The 22,022-nt window shown below is 71.2% G+C and carries 22 protein-coding genes; 10 read left to right on the forward strand and 12 right to left on the reverse strand.

Annotation, left to right across the window (positions count from 1 at the left end):
- The first annotated feature begins 120 nt into the window (after positions 1-120).
- Both clpB and IEQ44_RS14680 read left to right on the forward strand, forming a co-directional pair.
- Positions 121-2,715 carry an ATP-dependent chaperone ClpB gene (gene clpB, locus IEQ44_RS14675; RefSeq protein ID WP_193639220.1) on the forward strand — a complete coding sequence of 865 codons (2,595 nt, stop codon included), beginning with the start codon at positions 121-123 and terminating at the stop codon, positions 2,713-2,715.
- A gap of 39 nt (positions 2,716-2,754) precedes the next feature.
- Entirely contained in the window at positions 2,755-4,023 is a 1,269-nt protein-coding gene (locus tag IEQ44_RS14680; protein WP_193639221.1) for a hypothetical protein, read from the forward strand.
- A gap of 10 nt (positions 4,024-4,033) precedes the next feature.
- Here the strand turns inward: IEQ44_RS14680 and IEQ44_RS14685 are convergent, their stop codons facing one another.
- Positions 4,034-5,200 carry a pyridoxal phosphate-dependent aminotransferase gene (locus IEQ44_RS14685; protein ID WP_193639222.1) on the reverse strand — a complete coding sequence of 389 codons (1,167 nt, stop codon included), beginning with the start codon at positions 5,198-5,200 and terminating at the stop codon, positions 4,034-4,036.
- A 54-nt stretch (positions 5,201-5,254) separates the two neighbouring features.
- Here IEQ44_RS14685 and pyrE point away from each other — a divergent pair, with 54 nt between their 5' ends.
- On the forward strand, positions 5,255-5,797 hold the full coding sequence (gene pyrE / locus IEQ44_RS14690) for an orotate phosphoribosyltransferase (RefSeq protein WP_193639223.1): 543 nt from the start codon (positions 5,255-5,257) through the stop codon (positions 5,795-5,797).
- Positions 5,798-5,813: 16 nt separating this feature from the next.
- On the opposite strand, the gene IEQ44_RS14695 is transcribed toward pyrE, so the two are convergent.
- Positions 5,814-6,587 carry a DedA family protein gene (locus tag IEQ44_RS14695; RefSeq protein WP_319804696.1) on the reverse strand — a complete coding sequence of 258 codons (774 nt, stop codon included), beginning with the start codon at positions 6,585-6,587 and terminating at the stop codon, positions 5,814-5,816.
- Between the two features lie 37 nt (positions 6,588-6,624).
- On the opposite strand from IEQ44_RS14695, the gene IEQ44_RS14700 reads away from it, so the two are divergent.
- On the forward strand, positions 6,625-7,332 hold the full coding sequence (locus IEQ44_RS14700; RefSeq protein WP_438861855.1) for a TrmH family RNA methyltransferase: 708 nt from the start codon (positions 6,625-6,627) through the stop codon (positions 7,330-7,332).
- A gap of 15 nt (positions 7,333-7,347) precedes the next feature.
- On the opposite strand, the gene IEQ44_RS14705 is transcribed toward IEQ44_RS14700, so the two are convergent.
- From IEQ44_RS14705 to IEQ44_RS14725, 5 genes are all read right to left on the reverse strand, one after another.
- Positions 7,348-7,773, reverse strand: coding sequence for a TA system VapC family ribonuclease toxin (locus IEQ44_RS14705; protein ID WP_193639224.1), 426 nt, complete (start codon positions 7,771-7,773; stop codon positions 7,348-7,350).
- Positions 7,770-8,027 (reverse strand): antitoxin, encoded by a 258-nt coding sequence (locus IEQ44_RS14710; RefSeq protein WP_193639225.1) that lies wholly within the window; start codon positions 8,025-8,027, stop codon positions 7,770-7,772. The genes IEQ44_RS14705 and IEQ44_RS14710 overlap by 4 nt, the downstream gene beginning before the upstream one ends.
- A gap of 69 nt (positions 8,028-8,096) precedes the next feature.
- Entirely contained in the window at positions 8,097-8,300 is a 204-nt protein-coding gene (locus IEQ44_RS14715) for a hypothetical protein (RefSeq protein WP_193639226.1), read from the reverse strand.
- A gap of 13 nt (positions 8,301-8,313) precedes the next feature.
- A complete protein-coding gene (locus IEQ44_RS14720; RefSeq protein ID WP_193639227.1) occupies positions 8,314-8,802 on the reverse strand; it encodes a SigE family RNA polymerase sigma factor in 489 nt (162 codons plus the stop codon).
- A complete protein-coding gene (locus IEQ44_RS14725) occupies positions 8,799-9,734 on the reverse strand; it encodes a hypothetical protein (protein ID WP_193639228.1) in 936 nt (311 codons plus the stop codon). Before IEQ44_RS14725 ends, IEQ44_RS14720 begins: the two co-directional genes overlap by 4 nt.
- Before the next feature lie 159 nt (positions 9,735-9,893).
- Between IEQ44_RS14725 and fbaA the strand changes: the two genes are divergently transcribed.
- Entirely contained in the window at positions 9,894-10,928 is a 1,035-nt protein-coding gene (gene fbaA / locus IEQ44_RS14730) for a class II fructose-bisphosphate aldolase (protein WP_193639229.1), read from the forward strand.
- A 165-nt stretch (positions 10,929-11,093) separates the two neighbouring features.
- Here fbaA and IEQ44_RS14735 read toward each other — a convergent pair whose 3' ends face one another.
- Together IEQ44_RS14735 and IEQ44_RS14740 are read right to left on the reverse strand one after the other, a co-directional pair.
- Positions 11,094-12,590 carry an MFS transporter gene (locus IEQ44_RS14735; protein ID WP_319804697.1) on the reverse strand — a complete coding sequence of 499 codons (1,497 nt, stop codon included), beginning with the start codon at positions 12,588-12,590 and terminating at the stop codon, positions 11,094-11,096.
- 7 nt (positions 12,591-12,597) lie between these two features.
- Complete coding sequence (locus IEQ44_RS14740) at positions 12,598-13,014, reverse strand: DUF3151 domain-containing protein (RefSeq protein ID WP_193639230.1); 417 nt, start codon at positions 13,012-13,014, stop codon at positions 12,598-12,600.
- A gap of 93 nt (positions 13,015-13,107) precedes the next feature.
- On the opposite strand from IEQ44_RS14740, the gene IEQ44_RS14745 reads away from it, so the two are divergent.
- Positions 13,108-13,893 carry a hypothetical protein gene (locus tag IEQ44_RS14745; protein ID WP_193639231.1) on the forward strand — a complete coding sequence of 262 codons (786 nt, stop codon included), beginning with the start codon at positions 13,108-13,110 and terminating at the stop codon, positions 13,891-13,893.
- A 33-nt stretch (positions 13,894-13,926) separates the two neighbouring features.
- On the opposite strand, the gene IEQ44_RS14750 is transcribed toward IEQ44_RS14745, so the two are convergent.
- The gene (locus tag IEQ44_RS14750; RefSeq protein WP_193639232.1) at positions 13,927-14,682 is read right to left on the reverse strand and encodes a YoaK family protein; all 756 of its coding nucleotides are present in this window, start codon (positions 14,680-14,682) and stop codon (positions 13,927-13,929) included.
- 20 nt (positions 14,683-14,702) lie between these two features.
- Positions 14,703-16,541 (reverse strand): lysine--tRNA ligase, encoded by a 1,839-nt coding sequence (gene lysS / locus IEQ44_RS14755; protein WP_319804698.1) that lies wholly within the window; start codon positions 16,539-16,541, stop codon positions 14,703-14,705.
- A gap of 251 nt (positions 16,542-16,792) precedes the next feature.
- On the opposite strand from lysS, the gene IEQ44_RS14760 reads away from it, so the two are divergent.
- On the forward strand, positions 16,793-17,761 hold the full coding sequence (locus IEQ44_RS14760; RefSeq protein WP_193639234.1) for a helix-turn-helix domain-containing protein: 969 nt from the start codon (positions 16,793-16,795) through the stop codon (positions 17,759-17,761).
- On the opposite strand, the gene IEQ44_RS14765 is transcribed toward IEQ44_RS14760, so the two are convergent.
- The gene (locus IEQ44_RS14765; protein ID WP_227487546.1) at positions 17,758-18,699 is read right to left on the reverse strand and encodes a diacylglycerol/lipid kinase family protein; all 942 of its coding nucleotides are present in this window, start codon (positions 18,697-18,699) and stop codon (positions 17,758-17,760) included. The two genes, IEQ44_RS14760 and IEQ44_RS14765, sit on opposite strands and share 4 nt — an antisense overlap.
- Positions 18,700-18,831: 132 nt before the next feature.
- Between IEQ44_RS14765 and IEQ44_RS14770 the strand changes: the two genes are divergently transcribed.
- The 3 genes from IEQ44_RS14770 to IEQ44_RS14780 all read left to right on the forward strand — a co-directional run bounded on the left by IEQ44_RS14770 (position 18,832) and on the right by IEQ44_RS14780 (position 21,880).
- Entirely contained in the window at positions 18,832-20,121 is a 1,290-nt protein-coding gene (locus tag IEQ44_RS14770; RefSeq protein ID WP_193639235.1) for an adenylosuccinate synthase, read from the forward strand.
- Positions 20,122-20,175: 54 nt separating this feature from the next.
- Complete coding sequence (locus IEQ44_RS14775; protein WP_193639236.1) at positions 20,176-20,991, forward strand: SDR family oxidoreductase; 816 nt, start codon at positions 20,176-20,178, stop codon at positions 20,989-20,991.
- A 64-nt stretch (positions 20,992-21,055) separates the two neighbouring features.
- Positions 21,056-21,880, forward strand: a complete 825-nt coding sequence (locus IEQ44_RS14780; protein ID WP_193639237.1) for a hypothetical protein — start codon at positions 21,056-21,058, stop codon at positions 21,878-21,880.
- The last annotated feature ends 142 nt before the right edge of the window (positions 21,881-22,022 follow it).

The raw sequence follows: 22,022 nt of genomic DNA on the forward strand, positions 1-22,022 counted from the left end.
TGGAACAGACTCAACTTTCCTGCCGTTGAGCAGGATGAGCCGTGAGCACGGTTCGGCGGTCGCCCAGGACGTACGGGTCGGGGAGACTGCTCCCAGGAGTCGCGTCGCCAGGAGGATCCCGTGAGCCAGTTCGGAGCTGACAAGTTCACCACCCGCAGCCGTGAGGCGATCGAGGCCGCGCAGCTGGCCGCCACCACCGGCGGCAACAGCCAGACCGAGCCGATCCACCTGCTGGTCGCGCTGCTGCGTCAGGAGGACGGCGTCTCGCGCAGCCTGCTGACCCGCTCCGGCGTGGAGGTCGCCGGCGTCGCCGCGCGTGCCGAGGCGGCCCAGGCCGCCCTGCCCAAGGCCACGGGCAGCACGGTGCAGCAGCCCGGCGCCTCGGCCGCCCTGACCCGCGTGCTGGCGGCTGCGCTCGACCTGGCCGGCTCGATGAAGGACGACTACGTCGCCAGCGAGCACCTGCTCGTCGCCCTGGCCACCGTCGAGTCGAGCGCGCAGAAGGTGCTGACCGACGCCGGCCTCACCGCCGACGGCCTGCGCGAGGCCGTCACCACCGTGCGCGGCAACCGACGCGTGACGAGCCAGGAGGCCGAGTCGACCTACGAGTCGCTCGAGAAGTTCTCCGTCGACCTCACCGCCGCCGCCGAGGAGGGCCGCCTCGACCCCGTCATCGGGCGTGATGCCGAGATCCGCCGGGTCGTTCAGGTGCTGAGCCGGCGCACCAAGAACAACCCGGTGCTCATCGGTGAGCCCGGCGTCGGCAAGACCGCCGTCGTCGAGGGGCTGGCCCAGCGCGTCGTCGCCGGCGACGTGCCCGACTCCCTCAAGGGTCGCCGCGTGCTCAGCCTCGACCTGGCTGCGATGGTGGCGGGTGCGAAGTACCGCGGTGAGTTCGAGGAGCGGCTCAAGGCCGTGCTCGAGGAGATCAAGCAGGCCGGCGGCCAGGTGATCACCTTCATCGACGAGCTGCACACCGTCGTCGGGGCGGGCGCCGGTGGTGACTCCGCGATGGACGCCGGCAACATGCTCAAGCCGATGCTGGCGCGCGGCGAGCTGCACATGATCGGGGCGACCACGCTCGACGAGTACCGCGAACGGATCGAGAAGGACCCGGCCCTGGAGCGCCGCTTCCAGCAGGTCTTCGTGGGCGAGCCGAGCGTCGAGGACACCATCCAGATCCTGCGCGGCATCCAGGAGAAGTACGAGGCGCACCACGGGGTGCGCATCACCGACGCCGCGCTGGTCGCCGCCGCCACGCTCAGTGACCGCTACATCACCGGGCGCCAGCTGCCCGACAAGGCCATCGACCTGATCGACGAGGCGGCCTCGCGGCTGCGGATGGAGATCGAGTCGTCGCCCGAGGAGATCGACCAGCTGCGCCGCAGCGTCGACCGGCTCAAGATGGAGCAGTTCGCGCTCGAGAAGGAGACCGACGACGCGTCGCGCGAGCGCCTCGAGCTGCTGCGCGGCGAGCTGGCCGACCAGGAGGAGGAGCTGCGTGCCCTGGAGGCGCGCTGGGAGCGGGAGAAGGCGTCGCTCGAGGGCGAGGGTGAGCTGCGCAAGCAGCTCGACCAGCTGCGCATCGAGGCCGAGCGGCTGGTGCGTGAGGGCGACCTGGCGAAGGCCAGCGAGATCCAGTACGGCCGGATCCCCGAGCTGGAGAAGCAGATCGAGGCGGCCGCGGCCGCCGAGTCGGGGCTCGCCGAGGCCGAGAAGCTCGTCGGCGAGGAGGTGGGCGCCGAGCAGGTGGCCGACGTGGTGGAGGCCTGGACGGGCATCCCCACCGGCCGCATGCTGCAGGGCGAGACCGCCAAGCTGCTGGAGATGGAGTCGGTCATCGGTGAGCGCCTCATCGGCCAGGCCGAGGCGGTCAAGGCCGTGAGCGACGCGGTGCGCCGCTCGCGCGCCGGCATCGCCGACCCCAACCGTCCGACCGGCTCGTTCCTCTTCCTCGGACCCACCGGCACCGGCAAGACCGAGCTGGCCAAGGCATTGGCCGACTTCCTCTTCGACGACGAGCGCGCGATCGTGCGCATCGACATGAGCGAGTACTCCGAGAAGCACTCGGTCTCCCGCCTGGTCGGTGCCCCTCCGGGCTACGTCGGCTACGACGAGGGCGGCCAGCTGACCGAGGCGGTGCGGCGCCGGCCCTACAGCGTGGTGCTGCTCGACGAGGTGGAGAAGGCCCACCCCGAGGTCTTCGACATCCTGCTGCAGGTGCTCGACGACGGCCGCCTCACCGACGGCCAGGGGCGTACGGTCGACTTCCGCAACACGATCCTGATCCTCACCTCCAACCTGGGTTCGCAGTACCTGGTCGACCCGTTGGTCGAGGAGTCGGTGAAGCGCGAGCAGGTGCTGGGCGTGGTGCGGGCCTCCTTCAAGCCGGAGTTCCTCAACCGCCTCGACGAGATCGTCACCTTCTCGGCCCTCACCCAGGACGAGCTGGCCCACATCGTCGACCTGCAGCTGGCGCTGCTGGAGAAGCGGCTGGCGGTGCGTCGGATCTCGATCGAGGTCTCCGACGAGGCGCGTGAGTGGCTGGCAGCGACCGGCTACGACCCCGCCTACGGTGCGCGGCCGCTGCGTCGCCTGATCCAGACGGCGATCGGTGACCCGTTGGCCCGGATGCTGATCGGCGGCCAGGTCGTCGACGGCGGCCGGGTGCGGGTCGACCGTGGTGACGACGGTCTGGTGCTCAGCCCGGCGTGAGCGTCCTGGCCGATTGGGGACACATGATGGAATGACGCCGTGAGTGAGCCGAAGGAACTGCCCCGTCCGCCCCAGGTCACGATGCTGGGTTGGATGATCCTCGTCGGCTCGCTCCTGGTCGTCGTCAACGTCTTCGAGGTGATCGGCGGCATCCGGTCGTTGGAGACCCGCGACATGCTGGAGGAGTACCTCTCCAGCGGTCCCGGCTCCGACCTGGGCTGGTCGATCGAGACCGGCGTGGTCGCCCTGCGTGTCACCGCGACGGTGGCCGCGGTCTGCGCCGGCGCGGCGGCCGTCCTGGGCTGGTTCGTGCTGCGGCGCAACCGGGGCGCGCGCCTGGGCCTGTCGGTGCTGGCGCTGCCGCTCTTCGCCACCGGGGTGGTGGCTGGAGGCTTCCTGTCGTCGCTGGTCGCCGCCTCGGTCGTGCTGCTGTGGATGCAGCCGGCCCGCGACTGGTTCGACGGCAAGCAGCCGCGGCCGGCCACGCCGCTCGGCCGCGACGACTCCGGGGCCCGCAACCCGTTCGCCCGTCCGGAGGCGACCTCGGGCGGTTCGGAGGGCGAGCGGCCCGACGACGAGCACCGGGTGCCGGCTCCGACCGGTGCCCCGGGGCCCTCGGCGGGCGGTCGCCCGGTCGAGGGGTTCGGTGACCGACCCACGTGGGGAGCCGGTACGCCCACGCCCGGCGTGAGCGCGCCCGTCACGCCCCCGGAGGGTCGCCGACCTGAGTCGCCGTACGGCCACGCGGCCGGAGGGGCGTACGGCCAGCCGGGCGGTCACGCGGCCGCGCCGGCGCCGGCGCCTGGGGTGCCCCAGGCTCCGGGCCCGGCCCCGTGGCCGGAGCAGCCTGCGCCGACCCGCCGACCCGGCGCGGTGCTGGTGGCCGCGATCCTGACCTGGATCTTCTCGGGCTTCGCCCTCGTCTCGTCGCTGGTGGCGGTGGGCGGGCTGCTGCTCGCCCCCGACCAGCTGCGCGGCGAGATCGACACCATGGTCGAGGACCTGCAGGCACAGGGTGGCCAGGGGCAGGAGATCACCGCCGACATGCTGATCGGCACCACCGTGCTGGTCGGCTCCGTGATGGCCGTCTTCTGCCTGGTGGCCTGCCTCGCGGCGCTGCTGCTCGTGCTGCGGCGCGCCCAGGGGTCGGTGCTGCTGATGATCACCTCGGCGTTCACCGCAGGCTTCTGCCTGCTCGCCGCCGTGGCGTCGCTGTCCCCGCTGCTGCTCCTGCCCGCCGTCGCCGCGGGTGTCGTCATCGCTCTGCTCGTGCGCAAGGACGTCCGCGCCTGGCTCAGGAGCCGCTGAGCGGTCCGGCTCAGGCGTGCAGGTCGGCTCGGGCCAGTTTGTCCAGCGCCTCGTCGAGCACCTCGCGCCGCTTGCAGAACGCCCACCGCACCAGGTGGCGGCCCGCCTCGACGTCGTCGTGGAAGGCGCTGGCGGGGATCGCGACCACGCCCGCCCGCTCGGGCAGCGCGTCGCAGAAGGCCGCGGCGTCCGACCATCCGAGGTCGGAGACGTCGGAGAGGGCGAAGTAGGTGCCCTGCGGCAGGTGGGTCGGCACGCCGAGGTCCCTGAGGCCGCCGACGAGGTGGTCGCGGCGCTCCCGCAGTGACGTACGCAGGGCCGCGGGGAAGTCGTACGCCTCGGTGAGGGCCACCGCCACGGCTGGCTGCAACGGGCCGCCCGAGGTGTAGGTGAGCCACTGCTTGGCCGTGGTCAGCGCAGCCACCAGGTCGGTGGGTCCGGTCGCCCAGCCCACCTTCCACCCGGTCAGGGACCACGACTTGCCGACGCTCGAGAGGGTCAGGGTCCGCTCGAACATGCCGGGCAGGGTGGCCAGCGGGACGTGCTCGGCGTCGGGGTCGAGGACGAGGTGCTCGTAGACCTCGTCGGTCACCACGGTCAGGTCATGGGTGGTCGCGACGTCGGCGACGACCTGGAGCTCTGCGCGGCTGAGCACCGTGCCGGTCGGGTTGTGGGGCGTGTTGAGCAGGATCATCGTCGTGCGCGGCGTGACGGCCGCCCGCAGGGCCTCGGCGTCCAGCCGGAAGTCGGGGGCTCGGAGGGTGACCGGGCGGCGCACCCCGCCGGCCATCTGGATCATCGCGACGTAGGAGTCGTAGTAGGGCTCGAGGACGATGACCTCGTCGCCCGGGTTGACGAGTGCGAGCAGGGCGGCCGCGATTCCCTCGGTCGCCCCGGTGGTGACGACGACCTGGCTGGTCGGGTCGAGCTCGAGGCCGTGGTGGCGCCCCTGGTGGGCTGCGACCGCCTCACGCAGGACTGGCAGTCCGGGCCCGGGGGCGTACTGGTTGTGGCCTGCGCGCAGGGCCTGGCGGGCCGCCTCGACCACCACGTCGGGGCCGTCCTCGTCGGGAAAGCCCTGGCCGAGGTTGAGGGCTCCGGTGCGCGCGGCCAGCGCCGACATCTCGGCGAAGACCGTCGTCTCGAGGCCGGTGATCCGAGAGGCGGTGGGACGCATACCGGCGAGCGTAGCCCTGCGCCGGCGAGCTCACAGGTCTGGGAAGATGCGTCCATGGCAACCACTGACCCCACCCTCGCCGCCGACATCGACGCCACCTGCCGCCTGAGCGGGGAGTTCACCCTGCGTTCGGGTCAGGTGTCGCACGAGTACTTCGACAAGTACCTCTTCGAGGCCGACCCGGCGCTGCTCGAGCGCGTGGCCGCGCAGATGGTCGACCTCGTGCCCGAGGGCACCGAGCTGCTCGGCGGCCTCGAGCTCGGCGGCGTGCCGATCGCCACCATGGTGAGCGCGAAGACCTCCATCCCGGCGCTCTTCGTGCGCAAGAAGGCCAAGGAGTACGGCACCTGCAAGCTGGCCGAGGGTCAGGACGTCGCCGGTCGCCGGGTGACGCTGGTCGAGGACGTCATCACCACCGGTGGCGCGGTGCGCGACGCCGTACGCGAGCTCCGGGCCGCCGGCGCCGTCGTCGAGGTCGTCATCTGCGCGATCGACCGATCGCCGGCCGGCGAGAACCCGTTGGCCGACGTCGACCTGGAGGTGCGCCCGGTGCTCACCAAGGCGCAGCTGGACGAGGCGCGCGCCGCCGCTTCCTGAAGCCGACCCGGCCGGGTCAGTCCTGGGCGCGGGGCGTGACGTCCTCGCCCAGGATGTCGCGGTCGGGCCCGCCGTCGTGCGGGCCGATCTCGGCGCCGGGGGCGTTGGTGCGCTTGTGGCGCCACCACTCCCAGGCGATCGGCACGACCGAGAAGGCGATGATCGCCAGGATCGCCTTGTCGACGTTCTCACCGAGTGTCGGGAAGACCTGGCCCAGGAAGTAGCCCAGCAGGGTGATCGAGACGACCCACAGCACGGCGCCGATGGCGCTCCAGGTGAAGAAGCGGCGTCGGTCCATCTGGGTCACACCGGCCACCACGGTGACGTAGGTGCGCACGAAGGGCACGAAGCGGCCGATGACCAGGGCCTTGTTGCCGTGCTTGTCGAAGAACGCGCTGGTCTGGTCGAAGTACTTGCGCTTGAGGATGCGGCCCTCACGGTTGTAGAGCGGTGGGCCCAGCTTGCGGCCGATCTCGTAGCCCGCCACGTTGCCGAGGAAGCCGGCGACCACGAAGAAGAGCATCGCGATCGTCACCTCGAGCCCGGGGCCGCCCGGGAAGAGGTCGATCTTCTCGCCGGCGAAGAAGAGCCCGAGCGCGAAGAGCAGCGAGTCGCCCGGCAAGAACGGGAAGAAGAGGCCGCACTCGACGAAGATGATGATGAGGCTCAGCCAGAAGAGCTCCGCACCGAACCGGTCCAACAACCAGTTGGGATCCATCCACGGCATGTCGGGCAGGCCGGGGATCGACAACATCGGGTGGATCACGCCGGCCAGGTCAAGGAGACTCACGCGGGTCAGCGTACTGGTCGGCCCTTAGGGTGTCCGCATGCGTGAACCGACCGACCGAGGCCCGGACGAGGAACGCGCTCCCTACGACCCGATGCCCCACGGCCAGCCCGAGGTGGGCGTCGGTCCGTGGCCGGGTGGCCGCGCGGCGTGGCCGTCGGGGGAGCAGTACGACCCCGACCTGCTCGAGCACGGTGACCGGCGCAACGTCGTCGACCGTTACCGCTACTGGTCGATGGAGGCGATCGTCGCCGACCTGGACACCCGTCGGCACACCTTCCACGTCGCCATCGAGAACTGGCAGCACGACTTCAACATCGGCACGATCGTGCGCACCGCCAACGCGTTCCTCGCCGCCGAGGTGCACATCGTGGGCAACCGCCGGTGGAACCGGCGCGGCGCGATGGTCACCGACCGCTACCAGCACGTACGCCACCACGAGGACGTGCCGGCACTGGCGGCGTACCTCCACTCGCTCGAGCAACCCGTGCGGCTGCTGGGCATCGACAACCTGCCCGGCAGCGCCCACCTGGAGACGATGGAGGTGCCCGAGCGGGTCTGCTTCCTCTTCGGCCAGGAGGGACCCGGCCTGTCGGAGGGGGCACGGCAGGTCGTCGACGGCACCTTCTCGATCGCCCAGTTCGGCTCGACCCGCTCGATCAACGCCTCGTCGGCGGCCGCGATCGCCATGCACGCCTGGATCCGCGCGCACGCCGACCTGTCGGGGGACGCCGCCTGGCGCGGCTGACTGCTGGCGAATCGCTCAGGCGGGTCGTTCCCAGCGGAGCCCGGGGAAACGGGAGAAGTCGCTGTCGAAGGAGACGAGCGTTGCCTTGTGCTCCGCCGCCAGTGCGGCGAGGTGCGCGTCGTTGGTGAGGTTGCCGGCCCCGCCGGCTGCTGCCAGCATGCGTGCCAACGTCTGGGGGTGGTCCTTGCCGGGGTGCAGCACGGCGGCGGTCGGTGCGGCGAGCCACGCCTGGACCTGGCCCATCGCCTGGGCAGCGGTCAGGGGGCGCTCGAAGATCGCCGGGTGGGTGGCGAGGCGGATGAACGCGACGAGCGCCAGCCAGGCGAAACCCACAGGCGCGCCGCCGGAGAGAGCACGGTCGAGCCACCCCTTGGCTGCCTGATGGTCGGGTGAGCGCGTGTTGATGGCGTGGAGCAGCACGTTGGTGTCGACGAGCTTCACCTCTGCGGACCGAACCCCAGGCGGGCGACCAGTTCCGCGTCCTCCAAGTCGGCGGCCAGGACGTTCGACTTCGTCAGGTCGACCGTGGGAACCCCGAGGTCGAAGGTCTCCGTGGTGAAGACGTGGTCCACCCGTCCTCGTGCGCCATCGCGGATCGCATCGTTGAGGGCGACCTTGAAGGAGACTCCCTTGGTCGCCATCCGCTCTCGGATGACTTGCTCGGTGTCGGGGTCAAGAGTGACGGTCGTGCGCATGATTGACAGCATAGCATCATGTGTGATGCGTGAGCATCGCATCACTGCGACGCGCCCGGTCTCGACAGGTCAGCGGGTGCGGCGGTGGCGCACCTGGAGCCAGATCCCGGCGGCCAGGATCGCGAGTGGGCCGACGATCGGCACCAGGAAGGCGACGATGACCCCACCCAGCGCGTGGGGCACCCACGGCACGATGTCGCGCCAGGCCAGGAAGGCGACGTAGCCGGCGACGGCGATCGCGACGTAGGTGTCCACCATCAGCGCCGTCTCCACGTCGGTCAGTCTCTCAGGTGACCCGGTCGCCCGCGCGGACCGTTGCCTCCAGGGCCGCCAGCCCCCGGTGGCTGTGGCTCTTGACGGTGCCTTCCGAGACCTGGAGCTCGTGGGCCGTCTCGCGCACGGAGAGCCCCAGCCAGTGACGCAGCACCACGACTTTGCGCTGCATCGGCGGCAGCGCCTGCAACGCGTCGAAGAGGACGCTGCGCTCCTCGTGGTCGACGTCCGGCGGCGCCGGTCGGTCGTCCACCAGGTCGGTGGGGCGCTCGCGGCGGAACCACGGGCGGCGGGACTCGTCGACGTTGGCGCGCACCATCACCTGGCGCACGTACGCCTCGGGCTGCGCGGCGCGCGGCCAGGCGACGTAGAGCTTCGTCAACGAGGTCTGCAAGAGGTCCTCGGCGCGGTCCCAGTCGCCGCACAGGGCGTACGCGATGCGCCGCAGGTGGGTCTGCCGGGCTGCGACGAAGTCGGTGAAGTCGGCGTCGCGGCGGCTCACCTGAGGCCCTCCCCGCTCTCGGCCCGGGAGGTGACGTGCTCCATGAAGGCCCTCATCGTCGGGACGTCGAGCACGGCCGGGTCGACGGTGGTGGAGCCCTCCGGGTCGACGCGCGCGAACCAGGTGCGGCCGTCGGCCGTGCGCAGCTTGACCGCGAACTGCTCGTTGGCGGGGCCGTAGGCACTCCAGCCGTCCGGCGCCGGCCGCTGCGCCAACACCTCGGCGCCGTTGAGCGCCACCACCTCGCCGCTGGTGACGATCGCGACCGCGTCCTGCTCGCCGGCCGGGGGCTGGTCGGAGGAACCCGACGCGTCCTGCAGCGCGAGGGTGGTCGAGAGCCAGTCGGCGAACCTCGTGAACCGAGCACCCGGCCGATCCGTGGTCGCGCCCGAATGCCCGGGGAGACCTGCGGCGTCGTCCCCGCCCTCCCAGTCGACCAGCGCCCACAGCGGCGACCCGTCGGGGGAGGAGAGCACCAGTCCCCAGCGGCGCTCGGTGTCGGACTCGCGCACCACCACCAGGCGCGTCACGCGCCACCCGTCGAGGACCTCCAGCCCGCCGTCCTCGGTGGCGGTGACCGGGATGACGTCGGAGCCCTCCCACTCGCGCGTCGCCACCGCCACGTCGTCGGCCGTGCGGGCCATGGGGGCCACGGTCGGCCCCGGGTCCTGCGGCTCGACGGGCTGGTCGGGCGTCGCCGCGGGAACCGGCCCGACGTTCCCGCCCGGCCCGTCGCCCCACCAGTTGAGAGCCCACGGACCGGCGAGCGCCATCGTGGCGACGGTCAGCCCGGCCACGGAGCCCTGGAGCGCGCGGCGGCGACGCTGCACGCGGCGGCCGAGGGCGGCGTACGCCTCAGCCGGACGGTCGGACCCGTGCCCGAACGAGGAGTCGATCTCGCGGGACCAGTCGGTGGGTGCGGGCAGGTTCATGGGCGGGCCTTCCTCGGAGGTCTGTCACCCACAGAGACGGACCGGGCGGCTGATCGGTTGTCACGAGGCGGCGTCCGGGCCCGCGGAACCGATCCGACGGACGTCACCTGCGCAGACTAGGATGCCGGGCGAGCAGGTCCTGTCTACCGAGGAGAACCCATGCCCATCGCATCCCCCGAGCGCTACGCCGAGATGCTCGACGCCGCGAAGTCGAAGTCGTTCGCCTACCCGGCCATCAACGTCACCTCGTCGCAGACCCTCAACGCGGCCCTGCAGGGCTTCGCGGAGGCGGGCTCCGACGGCATCATCCAGATCTCCACCGGTGGCGCGGAGTACCTCTCCGGCCCGTCGGTCAAGAACATGGTCACCGGCTCGGCCGCCTTCGCCGCCTACGCCGCCGAGGTCGCCAAGAACTACCCGGTCAACGTCGCCCTGCACACCGACCACTGCCCGAAGGACAAGCTCGACACCTTCGTGCGCCCGCTCATCGACATCTCCGCCGAGCGCGTCAAGCGCGGCGAGGCCCCGCTCTTCCAGTCGCACATGTGGGACGGCTCGGCCACCCCGATGGACGAGAACCTCGTCATCGCCGAGGAGCTGCTCGCCAAGTGCGCCGCGGCCAACATCATCCTCGAGATCGAGATCGGCGTGGTCGGTGGCGAGGAGGACGGCATCGTCGGCGCCATCGACGAGAAGCTCTACACCACCCCCGAGGACGCCCTGGCCACCGCGCGCGCCCTCGGCGTCGGCGAGAAGGGTCGCTACATGACGGCCCTGACCTTCGGCAACGTGCACGGCGTCTACAAGCCCGGCAACGTCAAGCTCCGCCCCGAGATCCTCAAGGATGCCCAGGAGGCCGTCGTCGCCGAGCTCGGCCTCGAGGCCGGCTCGAAGCCGTTCGACCTGGTCTTCCACGGTGGCTCGGGCTCGAGTGCCCAGGAGATCTCCGACGCCGTCGACTACGGCGTCGTGAAGATGAACATCGACACCGACACCCAGTACGCCTTCACCCGCCCGGTCGTCACCCACATGTTCCAGAACTACGACGGCGTGCTGAAGATCGACGGCGAGGTCGGCAACAAGAAGCTCTACGACCCGCGCTCGTGGGGCAAGGCCGCCGAGGCCGGCATGGCCGCCCGCATCGTCGAGGCCTGCGAGAACCTGCGCTCCGCCGGCACCTCGCTGGGCGCCTGACGCAGACGCCGACCACGGGCGTACGCCCGCACCGGACGGCCGGTTCCCCTCGGGGAGCCGGCCGTCCGGCGTTTCCGCAGGGGCGCGGCGCGCACCCGATCGGAAACTGGTGGCTGGGAGACGGTCGCAACAGCAGGACCGCCTCCCAGCCACCACTTGCTTGTCTCAGCGCTGGTCGAAGTGGCGCGGACGCTCGAAGAAGAGCGTCGCGGCGAGGCCGATGGCGAAGGCGACGGGGCCGAGCCACAGGGTCTGCCCGAGCGCCGCGGAGTAGTCCGCGGCGAGGGCGGGGTCGATGGCCTCCGCGGCGTGCAGGCCGGCCTCACCGCTGGCGGCGTTCGAAGGAAGGCCGTAGGCGTGCAGCCGCCAGTCGATGACGAGGGCCGCCGCGGCCGCACCCAGCGTGGAGCCGACCTGGCGGGTCGTGTTGTAGATGCCTGCCCCGGCGCCCGCCTGGTGCATCGGCAGGTTGCGGTTGGCGGTGGCCGACAGCGGACCCCACAGGAAGGCCGAGCCGGTGCCGAGCAGGGCCATCGCCGCCACGGCGAGCCAGATCGAGGTGTCGGCGTCGAGCAGCCAGGCCAGCGCCCCGACCGAGACGACGCCGCAGCCGAAGCCGAAGGCCGTCAGCACGCGCGGGTGCCGCCGGTCGGTGAGGTGACCGACGGTGCGCGCCAGCACGATCGAGCCCAGCGCGAGGGGCGCCATCAGCAATCCGGCCTGCAGGGGCGACCACCCACGTACGGCCTGGGCGTAGAGCATCGTCGGGAAGCCCAGCGCCATGAACGAGAAGGCCACCATCGAGATGGCGATGTTGGCGACGGCGAAGTTGCGGTCCCGGAAGAGACCCAGCGGCATGAGCGGCTCGGCGCGGTTGCGTGACTGCCAGAAGACGAAGAGCGCGAGCAGTCCGACGCCGCCGACGATCAGGCGCCAGACGGTGACGTGGCCCCAGACCCGGCCCCAGGCGTACTGCTGGCCCTCCTGCAGCCCGAAGACCAGGCAGAGCATGCCGACACCGAAGAGCGCGACGCCGAGCCAGTCGAAGCGGTGTGGGTGGGTCTGCAGGTCGGGGATCAGCCGCACGGCGGCGACGAAGGCGACCACGCCCACCGGCACGTTGATGAAGAAGATCCACTCCCAGCCCCACGTGCCGACGAGCAGCCCGCCCAGGACGGGGCCGACCAGCGTGGCGGCGCCGGCGGTGGCACCCCAGAGCGCCATCGCCTGCCCGCGGCGCGCCGGAGGGAAGATCCGGGTGATCACCGCCATCGTCTGCGGCGTCATCATGGCGGCGCCGAGACCCTGGACGGCGCGGGCGGCCACCAGCGAGCCGATGTCGTCGGAGAGCCCGCACCACAGTGACGAGGCGGTGAAGACGACCAGTCCGACCAGGTAGATCCGCTTGGGGCCGTAGCGGTCACCCAGTCGACCGGTGATCAGCAGGGGCACCGCGTAGGTCAGCAGGTAGGCGCTGGTGACCCAGATGGCGGCGTTGACGTCGGCGCCGAGGTCGCTGAGCAGCGCGGGCGTCGCCACCGTCAGCACCGAGGTGTCGACCATGAGCATGAAGAAGCCCGCGACCAGCGCCCACAGGGCTGGCCACGGGTTCTCCAGGGTCTCGTCGCGCCGGGCGGCAGCCACCCCCTGCGTCTGCGTCACCGGCGGGTCAGTCTCCGAGGAGCGCGTCGTACGCCGCGGGGCTGGAGTCGCGCAGGAACTCGCTGCAGCGCTCCCACTCGTCGGTCTCGCCGATGGCGCGCGCCGAGAGGGCCAGGAGCGCGAGTGCCCGCAGGAAGCCGCGGTTGGGCTCGTGCTCCCACGGCACGGGGCCGTGGCCCTTCCAGCCGTTGCGGCGCAGCATGTCGAGCGAGCGGTGGTAGCCGACGCGGGAGTAGGCGTAGACGGTCACGTCGTCGGCGCCGGCCTCCTTGGCCTGCTCGGCCATCGCGGCCCAGGCGAAGGGGGAGGCCGGGTGGTTGCGCACCGCGGCAGCAGGGGCGGTGCCGGCGGCCAGTTCGGCGGCGGCGGGGTCTTCGGGCAGGTGGGTGGGCGGGGGACCCGCCATGAGGTCGACGTGAGGCATGAGGCCCAGCCTGCCACGCGGACCCGACAACGGCGCTTCGGTGCCTGTGGACTCCTCGGTCTCCGCCGGTTTCATCCCCGCTAGGTTGCTCCCGTGAACATCGAACCGGCACACCGGAACGCTGAACAGTGGCCTCCCCTGCACCCCGCCTACACGTTCGTGACGGCCATCGTGCTCGGCGTCGCGGCCCTGGTAGCGCCGGCGTGGTTGGCCCACGCCAACCCGACGGGCCTCGAGGTGGTCGACGGTGTCGTCGTGCACGAAGCCGACGCTCCGGGCGCAAAGCTGCGCGCGGGAAGCTACGTCGGGGGGATGCTCGCGGTGGCGGGGGTGAAGCCCGGCAGTGACAGGACCAGGCGGTTCGTGGTCGGTCTGCACTTCGTCTGCGTCGAGGAGGGCCACGAGGCGGAGCTGCGCGCCGTGCGTGCGGTGCCCCGCGAGGGGACCCCGGAGATTCCGTCGTCAGGTGTGGTGCGCAGGCTGGCTGCCAACTCGGTGGCTCCGGACGCCATGAGGTTGGCGGTGGGCACCGCCTGGGGAGACCCCACGAAGGCTGCGGACGACCTCGGAACGTGGCACGACCTGGCCGGTGCCGAGGTCACGGGGATTTGCGCGAGCGGGGACTTCTACGACTTCGACGCCTTCGAGGCGGGCGGCGAGGAGGTCGTGGCGGTGCTGGAGGTCGGACAGGAGGGCATCGACGTCGAGCGGTTCGAGCTGGAGACGCTGGTCGACGGTCGACCGCACCGACTGCTCATCGATGCCGACGTCGCCGTCTGCGGCACGCAGGTTCGGGGCGACATCTCGGACGACGAGCCGGGAGTGACAACTCATGAGTGCGACGTCTTTGACAGGGACAGGGCCGGCAGATCCGGGTGAGGGTCCTCAGGCGAGGATGCCGTATGTCCCGACTCACCGTTCACGGAAAGCCTTGATGTCCGCCAGCAGCGGCGCGCTCGCCGCGGCTAGCAGCAGCAGCGCGAGCGGGATGACGACGGCGAAGCCGAACTCCAGGTAGCCCAGCGCCCCGAGCACGCCGCCGAGGAAGAAAAGCCCCACCAACATCGCCAGCATGCCGAGCTTGAACGGGTTGGCGACCACCGGGTCGAGGCCGGGCGTGCGGTGCCGGTAGGCCAGCTTGCCGAGCTCGATGCCGATGTCGGTCACCATGCCGGTGACGTGGGTCGTGCGGATCTGGGCGTCGGAGATCTTGGTGATGATCGCGTTCTGCATGCCCATCGTGAAGCAGAGCACCGCGATGAAGACGAACTCGCGCCGCCCCCAGACGAGTTGGTCGGCCAACAGGCCGAAGAGCAGGATCAGCAGGGCCTCGAGCACCAGGACGTTGGCGTAACGGCCCCGCAGCCGTCGCCGGCGGCCCCAGTTGAAGACCACGGCGCAGACGGCCGCACCCGCCACGAAGCAGGCGATGCCGAGCAGCCCGATCGCCACCACCCGCCAGTCGCCGAGCACCAGCTGGTCGGCGACGCCGGCGGTCAACCCGGTCATGTGGGAGGTGTAGACGGCGACCGCGACGAACCCGACCGAGTTGAGGACCCCGGCGTTGAAGGCGAGCAGGGACGCCAGTTGCAGGTTGTGGCGCCGTGACCGGACCGGTCCCGCCACGGCGAGCAGGTAGGTCCGCGCCAGCCCCCAGGTCTGCCGCATCCCCGCCCGCATCGTCGTGCTCAGGCCTCGGGGCGACCCAGCAGCGTACGCACCTTCTCCGCGCCCAGCGCCACGATCAGCGTGGGCAGGCGCGGCCCGCGGTCGGCGTCGACGAGCAGGTTGTAGAGGAGCCGGAAGAAGGTCTTCTGGTCGGCCTTCACCTCGTCGGTCGGCGCAGCGTCGACGGCCAGCCCGTGGGCCAGCTTCGGCACGCCGTAGACCACCGTGGTGACCTCGTCCTGGGTGAGCTCCGCGGGCAGGTGCTCGGCCAGCAGGTCGAGCCAGCGCTGCTCGTCGGCGGAGAGCGACGCGAGCCGTGCCGTGTCGGGGGCCTCGCGCACGTTCGTACGCTCGTCGGCCGGCACGAACTCGGCCGTCCACTGCATCGCCTTCGTCAGCCGCGGCTCGAGGTCGGCCACGGAGTCGTGCGGGAAGCCGACCGAGGAGATGACCTGGCTGATGAGCTCGGCCGAGCCGGCGGTCACGTCGGCGACCGACGACAGGGTGCGGAACGGCACCTGGACGGCGCTGACGGGCAGTGGGCCGCCCGCGGTGGCCGCGGCGCGCTCGTGGGCGAGCACCGCGACGTCGCGCTTGGCCGGGTCGGCGGCCTTCTTGGTCAGCGCGTCCCACTCGTCGTAGAGCCGGACGACCTCGGGGCCGAAGTCGATGCTGAAGGTCTGCTTGGGGGCGCGGCGCACGTAGAGCCAGCGCAGGATGGCCGGCTCGAGGATCCGCAGGGCGTCGGCGGCGGTGGGCACCCCGCCCGACGACGACGACATCTTCTGCATGCCGGCGAAGCCGACGAAGCCGTAGGCGACGAAGGAGGGGGCGCGGCCTCCGAAGACCTTCACCACGTCCTTGCCGACCGTGTAGGACGACCCGGGCGTCGCGTGGTCGGCGCCGCCGGGCTCGAAGTCGACACCCTCGAAGACCCAGCGCATCGGCCAGTCGACCTTCCACACCAGCTTGCCCTCGTCCTGCGTGGCCACGTTGGTGACCCCGGAGAAGGAGCACGAGGTGCAGGTGTAGGCCAGGTCGGTGGTCTCGTCGTCGTACGCCGTGAGAGTCACGGTGTCGCGCCCGCACTCGCGGCAGTAGGGCTTGTAGGGGAAGCGGGCGAGGTCCTCGTCGCCGGGCACGGCCGCGGTGTCGGCGGAGTCGACGTCGGTCTCGTCGACCTCGGCGGTCGACTCCGACGCCACGCCCGCCTCACCTTCAGCGTCGTCCTGGTTGCCGACGACCGGGGTGGCTGCCTTGGTGCGGTAGCGCGCGAGCACCTGCTCGATCCGGCCGCGCTCGCGGATGGCGAGCAGGATCTGGTCGCGGTAGGCGCCCGAGCGGTACATCTCGGTCTGGGAGATCTCCTCCATCTCGACGCCCATCTCGGCGAGGGCCTCGCGCAGCGGCGCCTTGAAGTGCTCTGCCCAGGAGTCGTGGCAGCCCCACGGGTCCGGCACGGCGCTCAGCGGGCGACCGATGTGCTCGGCCCAGGAGGCGTCGACCCCGGCCGGCACCTTGCGGAAGCGGTCGTAGTCGTCCCAGCTGTGCAGGTGGCGGGTCTTCACACCGCGGCGGCGCAGCTCGTCGGCCACGAAGTGGACGGTGAGGAACTCGCGCAGGTTGCCCAGGTGGACCGGGCCCGAGGGCGAGGCGCCGGAGGCGCAGGTCACGAGCTCGCGGCCCTCGGCGTGACGGACGGCCTCATCGGCCGCCCGGGTCACCCAGTCGGTCGGCGTCTGGCCGGCGCCACCCTTGCCACGGCCCCGTCGACCCTGCTTCTGGCCCTGCTGGGGACCCTGCTCAGCCTCGCCCGGGGGCGTGTCGGGGGTGGACGGGGGCTGCACGTCAGAAGGCACGGCCGTACTCCTGTGGGTCGAGGTGGTGGCGCAGTCGAACGCTACCGCCAGTGACCGACGGTCCACGCACGAGACGGGGTGCGGGGCCGGGGCCGAGAAAAGATGTGGCCGCAGGAACATCCCCCCACGGTGTCCTGCGGCCAACATCGATGCACGGCCGGGACCCCCAGGTTCCATGCCGTTCTACGGATTGTGCCGATGTTTCCGACGGGTAGCAAGAGACAACCTGCCAGTGGCACTAACATGCCACCATGACCGAGATCTTCCACCGCTCCGTGCTGGGCCAGCAGCCCGAGATCGAGACGCTCTACCGCTGCATCCGTTCCTCCGACGGAGCCCGGATCGACGCTGTGGCTCTGGGTCGCGGCGTCACGACCGCCGAGCTGCTCGAGGAGATCGAGCCCCTCATCTCCCTGGGTGCGGTGGCGGTCGTCGACGGTGTCCTCGAGATCGCACCGCCGCGGGTGGCGCTCGGGGCCGCGCTCGACCGGGAGGCCGCCGAGGTCAGCTCCCACGTGGATGCGCTCCTGCGCTACTCCCACGTCCTGCGCCAGCTCGACGGCCCTGCGAGCCCGACCGGCGACGGCACGGCACTCGACGGCGAGGTCGTCCAGGGGCCGGTGCCGATGGAGCTGCTCGTCGAGTGGATCACCGAGAGCAGCGGCGAGCTGATGTTCCTGCGCCCCGACCAGTGGCGCCTGTCCACCGAGCCCGTCATCGGCGCCGCCTTCAAGGTGGCCCTCGGCCAGGGGCGACGCGCCCGCAGCATCTACCCGGTACTGGCACTGCAACAGGCGCGCTCCGTGCTCACCGACCGGGTGGCGGCGGGGGAGGAGATCCGGTTCCTGCCCGAGGTGCCGAGCCGGATGGCGATCGTGGGCGACGCCAGGGCGCTGGTGCCGCAACATCCGGGGGCGGGCAACGAGCGCGCCGTCGTGCTGCGTGACGAGGGGTTGGTCTCGACGCTGAAGCTGCTCTTCGAGGAGCTGTGGGGGCGAGCCGTGGCGCTGCCCGTCGCCCCCCGGGACGACGTACGCCACGACGGGCGGCGACTCCTCCTGCGCGAGCTGGCCGCCGGCGCCCGCGACGAGCAGATCGCCCGGTCTCTCGGGATCGGGCTGCGGACCGTGCGCCGGCGCATCGCCGAGCTCATGCTCGAGCTGGGCGCCGAGAGTCGCTTCCAGGCGGGCGTCGAGGCCGTTCGGCGCGGCTGGATCTAGACGGGAGCCGGTCCCGAGTCGCCGTCGGCGGGTGTGGGCAGCAACATCCGGTAGGCGCGGTTGACCATCCGCCAGGTCCGGTCGGTGTGCGGCCCGGTGATCTCACCGTCGGCCGACGTCCAGAACTCCTCGCCCCGGACCCGCACCTCACAGCCGTGCAGGTAGGTGACGTCGTCACGGTCGGCGTGCGCGGCGCGAGCGATGTCGGCGGCGTAGGTGAACCGCTGCACCGGGCCGAGCGCGGTGGAGATCATGACGTCGATGCGTCCGTCGGTGACGTCAGCCTCAGGGGTGAGCTCAGCTCCGCCGCCGACCGAGCTGCCGTTGCCGAGCGCGACCATCAGCACCTCCCCGTCACCGACCTCCGCGCCGTCGACCTCGATCCGGACGTGCAGCGGCACGCTCTCCAGGGCCACCGCAGCGGCCCCGATCGGGTAGCCGAGCTTGCCGAGGTTGACCTTGCCGACGCCGATGGAGCCGAGCTTCTCCTTCCACTCCGCGCCGACCTTGGAGGCCTCCGCGCCGGCCCCGAGGTGCACGTTGTTGACCACGACGGTGTCGTCGTCGGCCACGATCAGGTCGACCTCGACCGCGTCGCAGGTGAGCAGCGTGCGGGCCGCCTCGGCGGCCTCCAGCGGAAGGTCGGCCGCCCGGGCGAAGTCGTTGCCGGTGCCCAGCGGCAACAGCGCCAGCGTCGTGGAGCCCAGCTCCTCGCGGCGGTACAACGCCTGGACGACGGCGTGCAGGCTGCCGTCGCCGCCGGCGACCACGACCGTACGCCCCCGCGCGTCGCGCAGCACCTCGTCGAGCTCGTCGGGCGACGAGGTGGCAACCACCTCCACGTCGGCCTCGGCCCGCAGCACCTCGAGCGCCGCCTCGAGGGACTCCTCGTCGGCGGTGCCTGCGCCGGAGTTGGTGATCACCAGCATGGGTTCCATGGTCGTGACGCTAGCCCAGAGAGGCGAGGCGCACCCTTTGGTAGAGTCTCGGCGCAAGAGCTCCGGTCTTGCACCGGGGCTATTTTTCTGTGCGACTCACCTGCTGCACGACGCAAGACGAGAGGGGCTGCGATGCCCGCGATCATGGTTCTGGGTGCCCAGTGGGGCGACGAGGGCAAGGGCAAGGCGACCGACCTGCTGGCCTCGACCACCGACAGCATCGACTACGTCGTGCGCACCAGCGGCGGCCACAACGCCGGCCACACCATCGTGGTCAACGGCGAGAAGTTCGCCACCCACCTGCTGCCGAGCGGCATCCTCACGCCGGGCGCCACCTGCGTCATCGGCAACGGCGTCGTCGTCTCGCCGGAGGCGCTCTTCCGCGAGCTCGACCTGCTGCTCGACCGCGGGGTGGAGCTGGCGCCGCTGGTGGTGAGCGCCAACGCGCACGTGATCGCGTCCTACCACTCGACGATCGACAAGGTCACCGAGCGCTTCCTGGGCAAGAACCAGATCGGCACCACCGGCCGCGGCATCGGCCCGGCCTACGCCGACAAGGTCAACCGGGTCGGCATCCGCATCGCCGACCTCTTCGACGAGGACATCCTGCGCGAGAAGGTCGAGGCCGCGCTCGACCAGCGCAACCACCTGCTGACCAAGGTCTTCAACCGCCGCGCCATCGAGGTCGACGCCGTCGTGGAGGAGCTGCTCTCCTACACCGAGCGGCTGCGCCCGATGGTCGCCGACACCTCGCTGCTGCTCAACCGGGTGCTCGACGAGGGCCGCACCGTCCTCTTCGAGGGCGCCCAGGCGACGATGCTCGACGTCGACCACGGCACGTATCCCTTCGTGACCTCCTCCAACCCGGTCGCCGGCGGCGTCTGCGTCGGTGCCGGCATCGGTCCCACCCGCGTCGACCGGATCATCGGCGTCATCAAGGCCTACACGACGCGGGTCGGCTCGGGGCCGTTCCCGACCGAGCTCTTCGACGAGGACGGCGAGGCGCTGCAGCGCATCGGCGGCGAGATCGGCGTGAGCACAGGGCGTACGCGTCGGTGCGGGTGGTACGACGCGGTCATCGCTCGCTACGCCACGCGCGTCAACGGCCTCACCGAGTTCTTCCTGACGAAGCTCGACGTGCTCACCGGATGGGAGAAGATCCCGGTCTGCGTGGCCTACGAGGTCGACGGGGTGCGCCACGACGAGATGCCGATGACGCAGACCGAGTTCCACCACGCGACGCCGGTCTACGAGTACCTCGACGGCTGGAGCGAGGACATCTCCGGCTGCCGGACGTTCGAGGACCTGCCCGCCACGGCCCAGGCCTACGTGAAGCGGCTCGAGGAGCTGTCGGGGGCGAAGATCTGGGCCGTCGGCGTCGGCCCGGGCCGTGAGGAGACCGTGGTCGTCCACCCGGACTGACCCAAACGGACCCCGGCCTTGTCGGATCCGCATCCAGGGTCCACGATGTGCTCCATGTCACGTGACGTGGATCTCTCCAACCTGTCCGTCGCCATCACCGGCGCGGGCCGCGGCATCGGTGCCGCGACCACCCGGATCCTGGCCGAGGCCGGCGCCCGGGTGGTGATCAGCGACCGTGACGAGGAGGCCCTTGCCTCCACCGCCGGGACCCTCGGGCTCGACTCCTACCCGCTCGACGTGACCGACCCCGACCAGTGGGCCGCCTACGCCGACTTCGCCGGCGACGTCGACGTGCTCGTCAACAACGCCGGGATCATGCCTGTCGGGCGATTCCTGGAGGAGACGCCCCGCACGACCCAGCAGGTCTTCGAGATCAACACCCTCGGCCCCATCCATGGCACGCGTGCCTTCCTGCCGGGCATGGTCGCGCGCGGCAGCGGCCACGTGGTCAACATCGTCTCGGCCGTGGGCCGGGTCGCGCTGCCGGGCGGGGCGACGTACTCCGCCTCCAAGCATGCCGTGGTCGGCTTCTCGGAGGCCCTGCGCGAGGAGGTCGGGCCGCTCGGCATCGACGTCTCGATGGTGTTGCCGGTGATCGTGCAGACCCAGCTCGGCCACGGGGTGGCGGCCACGCGTGGGGTGCCCCAGCTCAAGCCGGAGGAGGTCGCCGACGTGATCGTCGACGTGATCCGTCGCCCGGTCGCGGAGGCGTGGGCGCCGCGGTGGGGCCAGCCGATCGCCAAGTTCTCCTCCGTGCTGCCGCGCCGGCTGCAGGCGATGGCGAGCCGGGCGCTCAAGGCCGACAGCGTGCTCACCGGAGCGGACGCGTCGAAGCGTGCGGCCTACGAAGAGCGGGTGCGGGGGGTCTGATCCCGCCGTTCCGCTCCACGGAAGCTGTCCGGAGCGAGGTTCTTCCCTCGCTACGGTGACGACCATGAAGTCGTTGAAGCGTGGAGCTCGGAGTGCGAGCAGGTTCCTGGTCCTCGCGGCGTTGGTGGCCGCCCTGACGCCGACGGCGCCCGCCGTGGCGGCTGACCCGGAGGGCACCGACCACCCCCACGTCCTGCCCGGCTTACGGGACGGCTACGCCGTGGCCACCCCGGGGCACACGACCAGCTCCATGGTCCCGTTGGTCAACCGGTCGGGAAAGAAGCAGAAGGTCTGGGTCACCTTCACCCGCACCTGCCTCTACGACGGCGGGCAGCAGAAGGAGATCGTGGCCCAGAAGCGGGTCACCGTCCCGGGGGACCGGCGCACCGTGAAGGGGGGCTACCCCGTCGCCTACGTGGCGGCCGAGGTGCCCATGCTCCAGGAGTGCGGGCAGGATGGTGACGGCTACGGAGACACCCTGGGGTGGACGTCGGTCAACCTCACCACGGACCGTCCGACAGCGGCCACCGGTGGAGGGGTGTTCGACCTGCACAAGTGGGGCAAGCCCCACACGAAGAAGAACCGGAAGTTCAACCTGCGCATCCACGAGCCGCAGCCGACCCCGGCCAAGCACTACAAGATCCACCACGCCTACCCGGTCAAGCACAAGAAGAAGTTCGCCAGGCTCCTGATCGACGTCAACAACGCCACCCACCTGCGCTGGTGGTGCAACAAGCCGGGCGTCGAGGGCAACTTCCGCTCGCAGCGCAAGGCGTACAACGCCGCGTGGAACAAGTTCTTCCGGAAGAACAAGAAGCCGTCGCTCTCCAAGGTGGCTCTCTTCCAGCGCGACCTCCAGCGCCGCACCACCTTCCGCTTCTACTGCTGACCGGCCCGCCGCCGCCCTCGCCTCACGGTCCCCTCACGCACCTGCTGAAATGGTCGGTATTTCGCGGCGGATTCCAGTTGGTCACGCAACACCGTGGTGTTTGTGGTGGGTCAAGAGTAGGTCGTCGAGGACCTCGGCCGGG

Origin of the sequence: Nocardioides malaquae, assembly GCF_015070385.1 — a bacterium.
GTDB lineage: Bacteria > Actinomycetota > Actinomycetes > Propionibacteriales > Nocardioidaceae > Nocardioides > Nocardioides malaquae.

Bases quoted from the DNA above. Each gene is read 5' to 3' on its own strand.
- IEQ44_RS14725 (WP_193639228.1), bottom strand. From the start codon at position 9,734: ATGAACCTGCCCGCACCCACCGACTGGTCCCGCGAGATCGACTCCTCG.
- IEQ44_RS14710 (WP_193639225.1), bottom strand. From the start codon at position 8,027: ATGCGCACGACCGTCACTCTTGACCCCGACACCGAGCAAGTCATCCGA.
- IEQ44_RS14765 (WP_227487546.1), bottom strand. From the start codon at position 18,699: ATGGAACCCATGCTGGTGATCACCAACTCCGGCGCAGGCACCGCCGAC.
- IEQ44_RS14760 (WP_193639234.1), top strand. From the start codon at position 16,793: ATGACCGAGATCTTCCACCGCTCCGTGCTGGGCCAGCAGCCCGAGATC.
- IEQ44_RS14740 (WP_193639230.1), bottom strand. From the start codon at position 13,014: ATGCCTCACGTCGACCTCATGGCGGGTCCCCCGCCCACCCACCTGCCC.
- IEQ44_RS14780 (WP_193639237.1), top strand. From the start codon at position 21,056: ATGAAGTCGTTGAAGCGTGGAGCTCGGAGTGCGAGCAGGTTCCTGGTC.
- IEQ44_RS14750 (WP_193639232.1), bottom strand. From the start codon at position 14,682: ATGCGGCAGACCTGGGGGCTGGCGCGGACCTACCTGCTCGCCGTGGCG.
- pyrE (WP_193639223.1), top strand. From the start codon at position 5,255: ATGGCAACCACTGACCCCACCCTCGCCGCCGACATCGACGCCACCTGC.
- IEQ44_RS14685 (WP_193639222.1), bottom strand. From the start codon at position 5,200: ATGCGTCCCACCGCCTCTCGGATCACCGGCCTCGAGACGACGGTCTTC.
- IEQ44_RS14775 (WP_193639236.1), top strand. From the start codon at position 20,176: ATGTCACGTGACGTGGATCTCTCCAACCTGTCCGTCGCCATCACCGGC.
- fbaA (WP_193639229.1), top strand. From the start codon at position 9,894: ATGCCCATCGCATCCCCCGAGCGCTACGCCGAGATGCTCGACGCCGCG.
- IEQ44_RS14700 (WP_438861855.1), top strand. From the start codon at position 6,625: ATGCGTGAACCGACCGACCGAGGCCCGGACGAGGAACGCGCTCCCTAC.
- IEQ44_RS14770 (WP_193639235.1), top strand. From the start codon at position 18,832: ATGCCCGCGATCATGGTTCTGGGTGCCCAGTGGGGCGACGAGGGCAAG.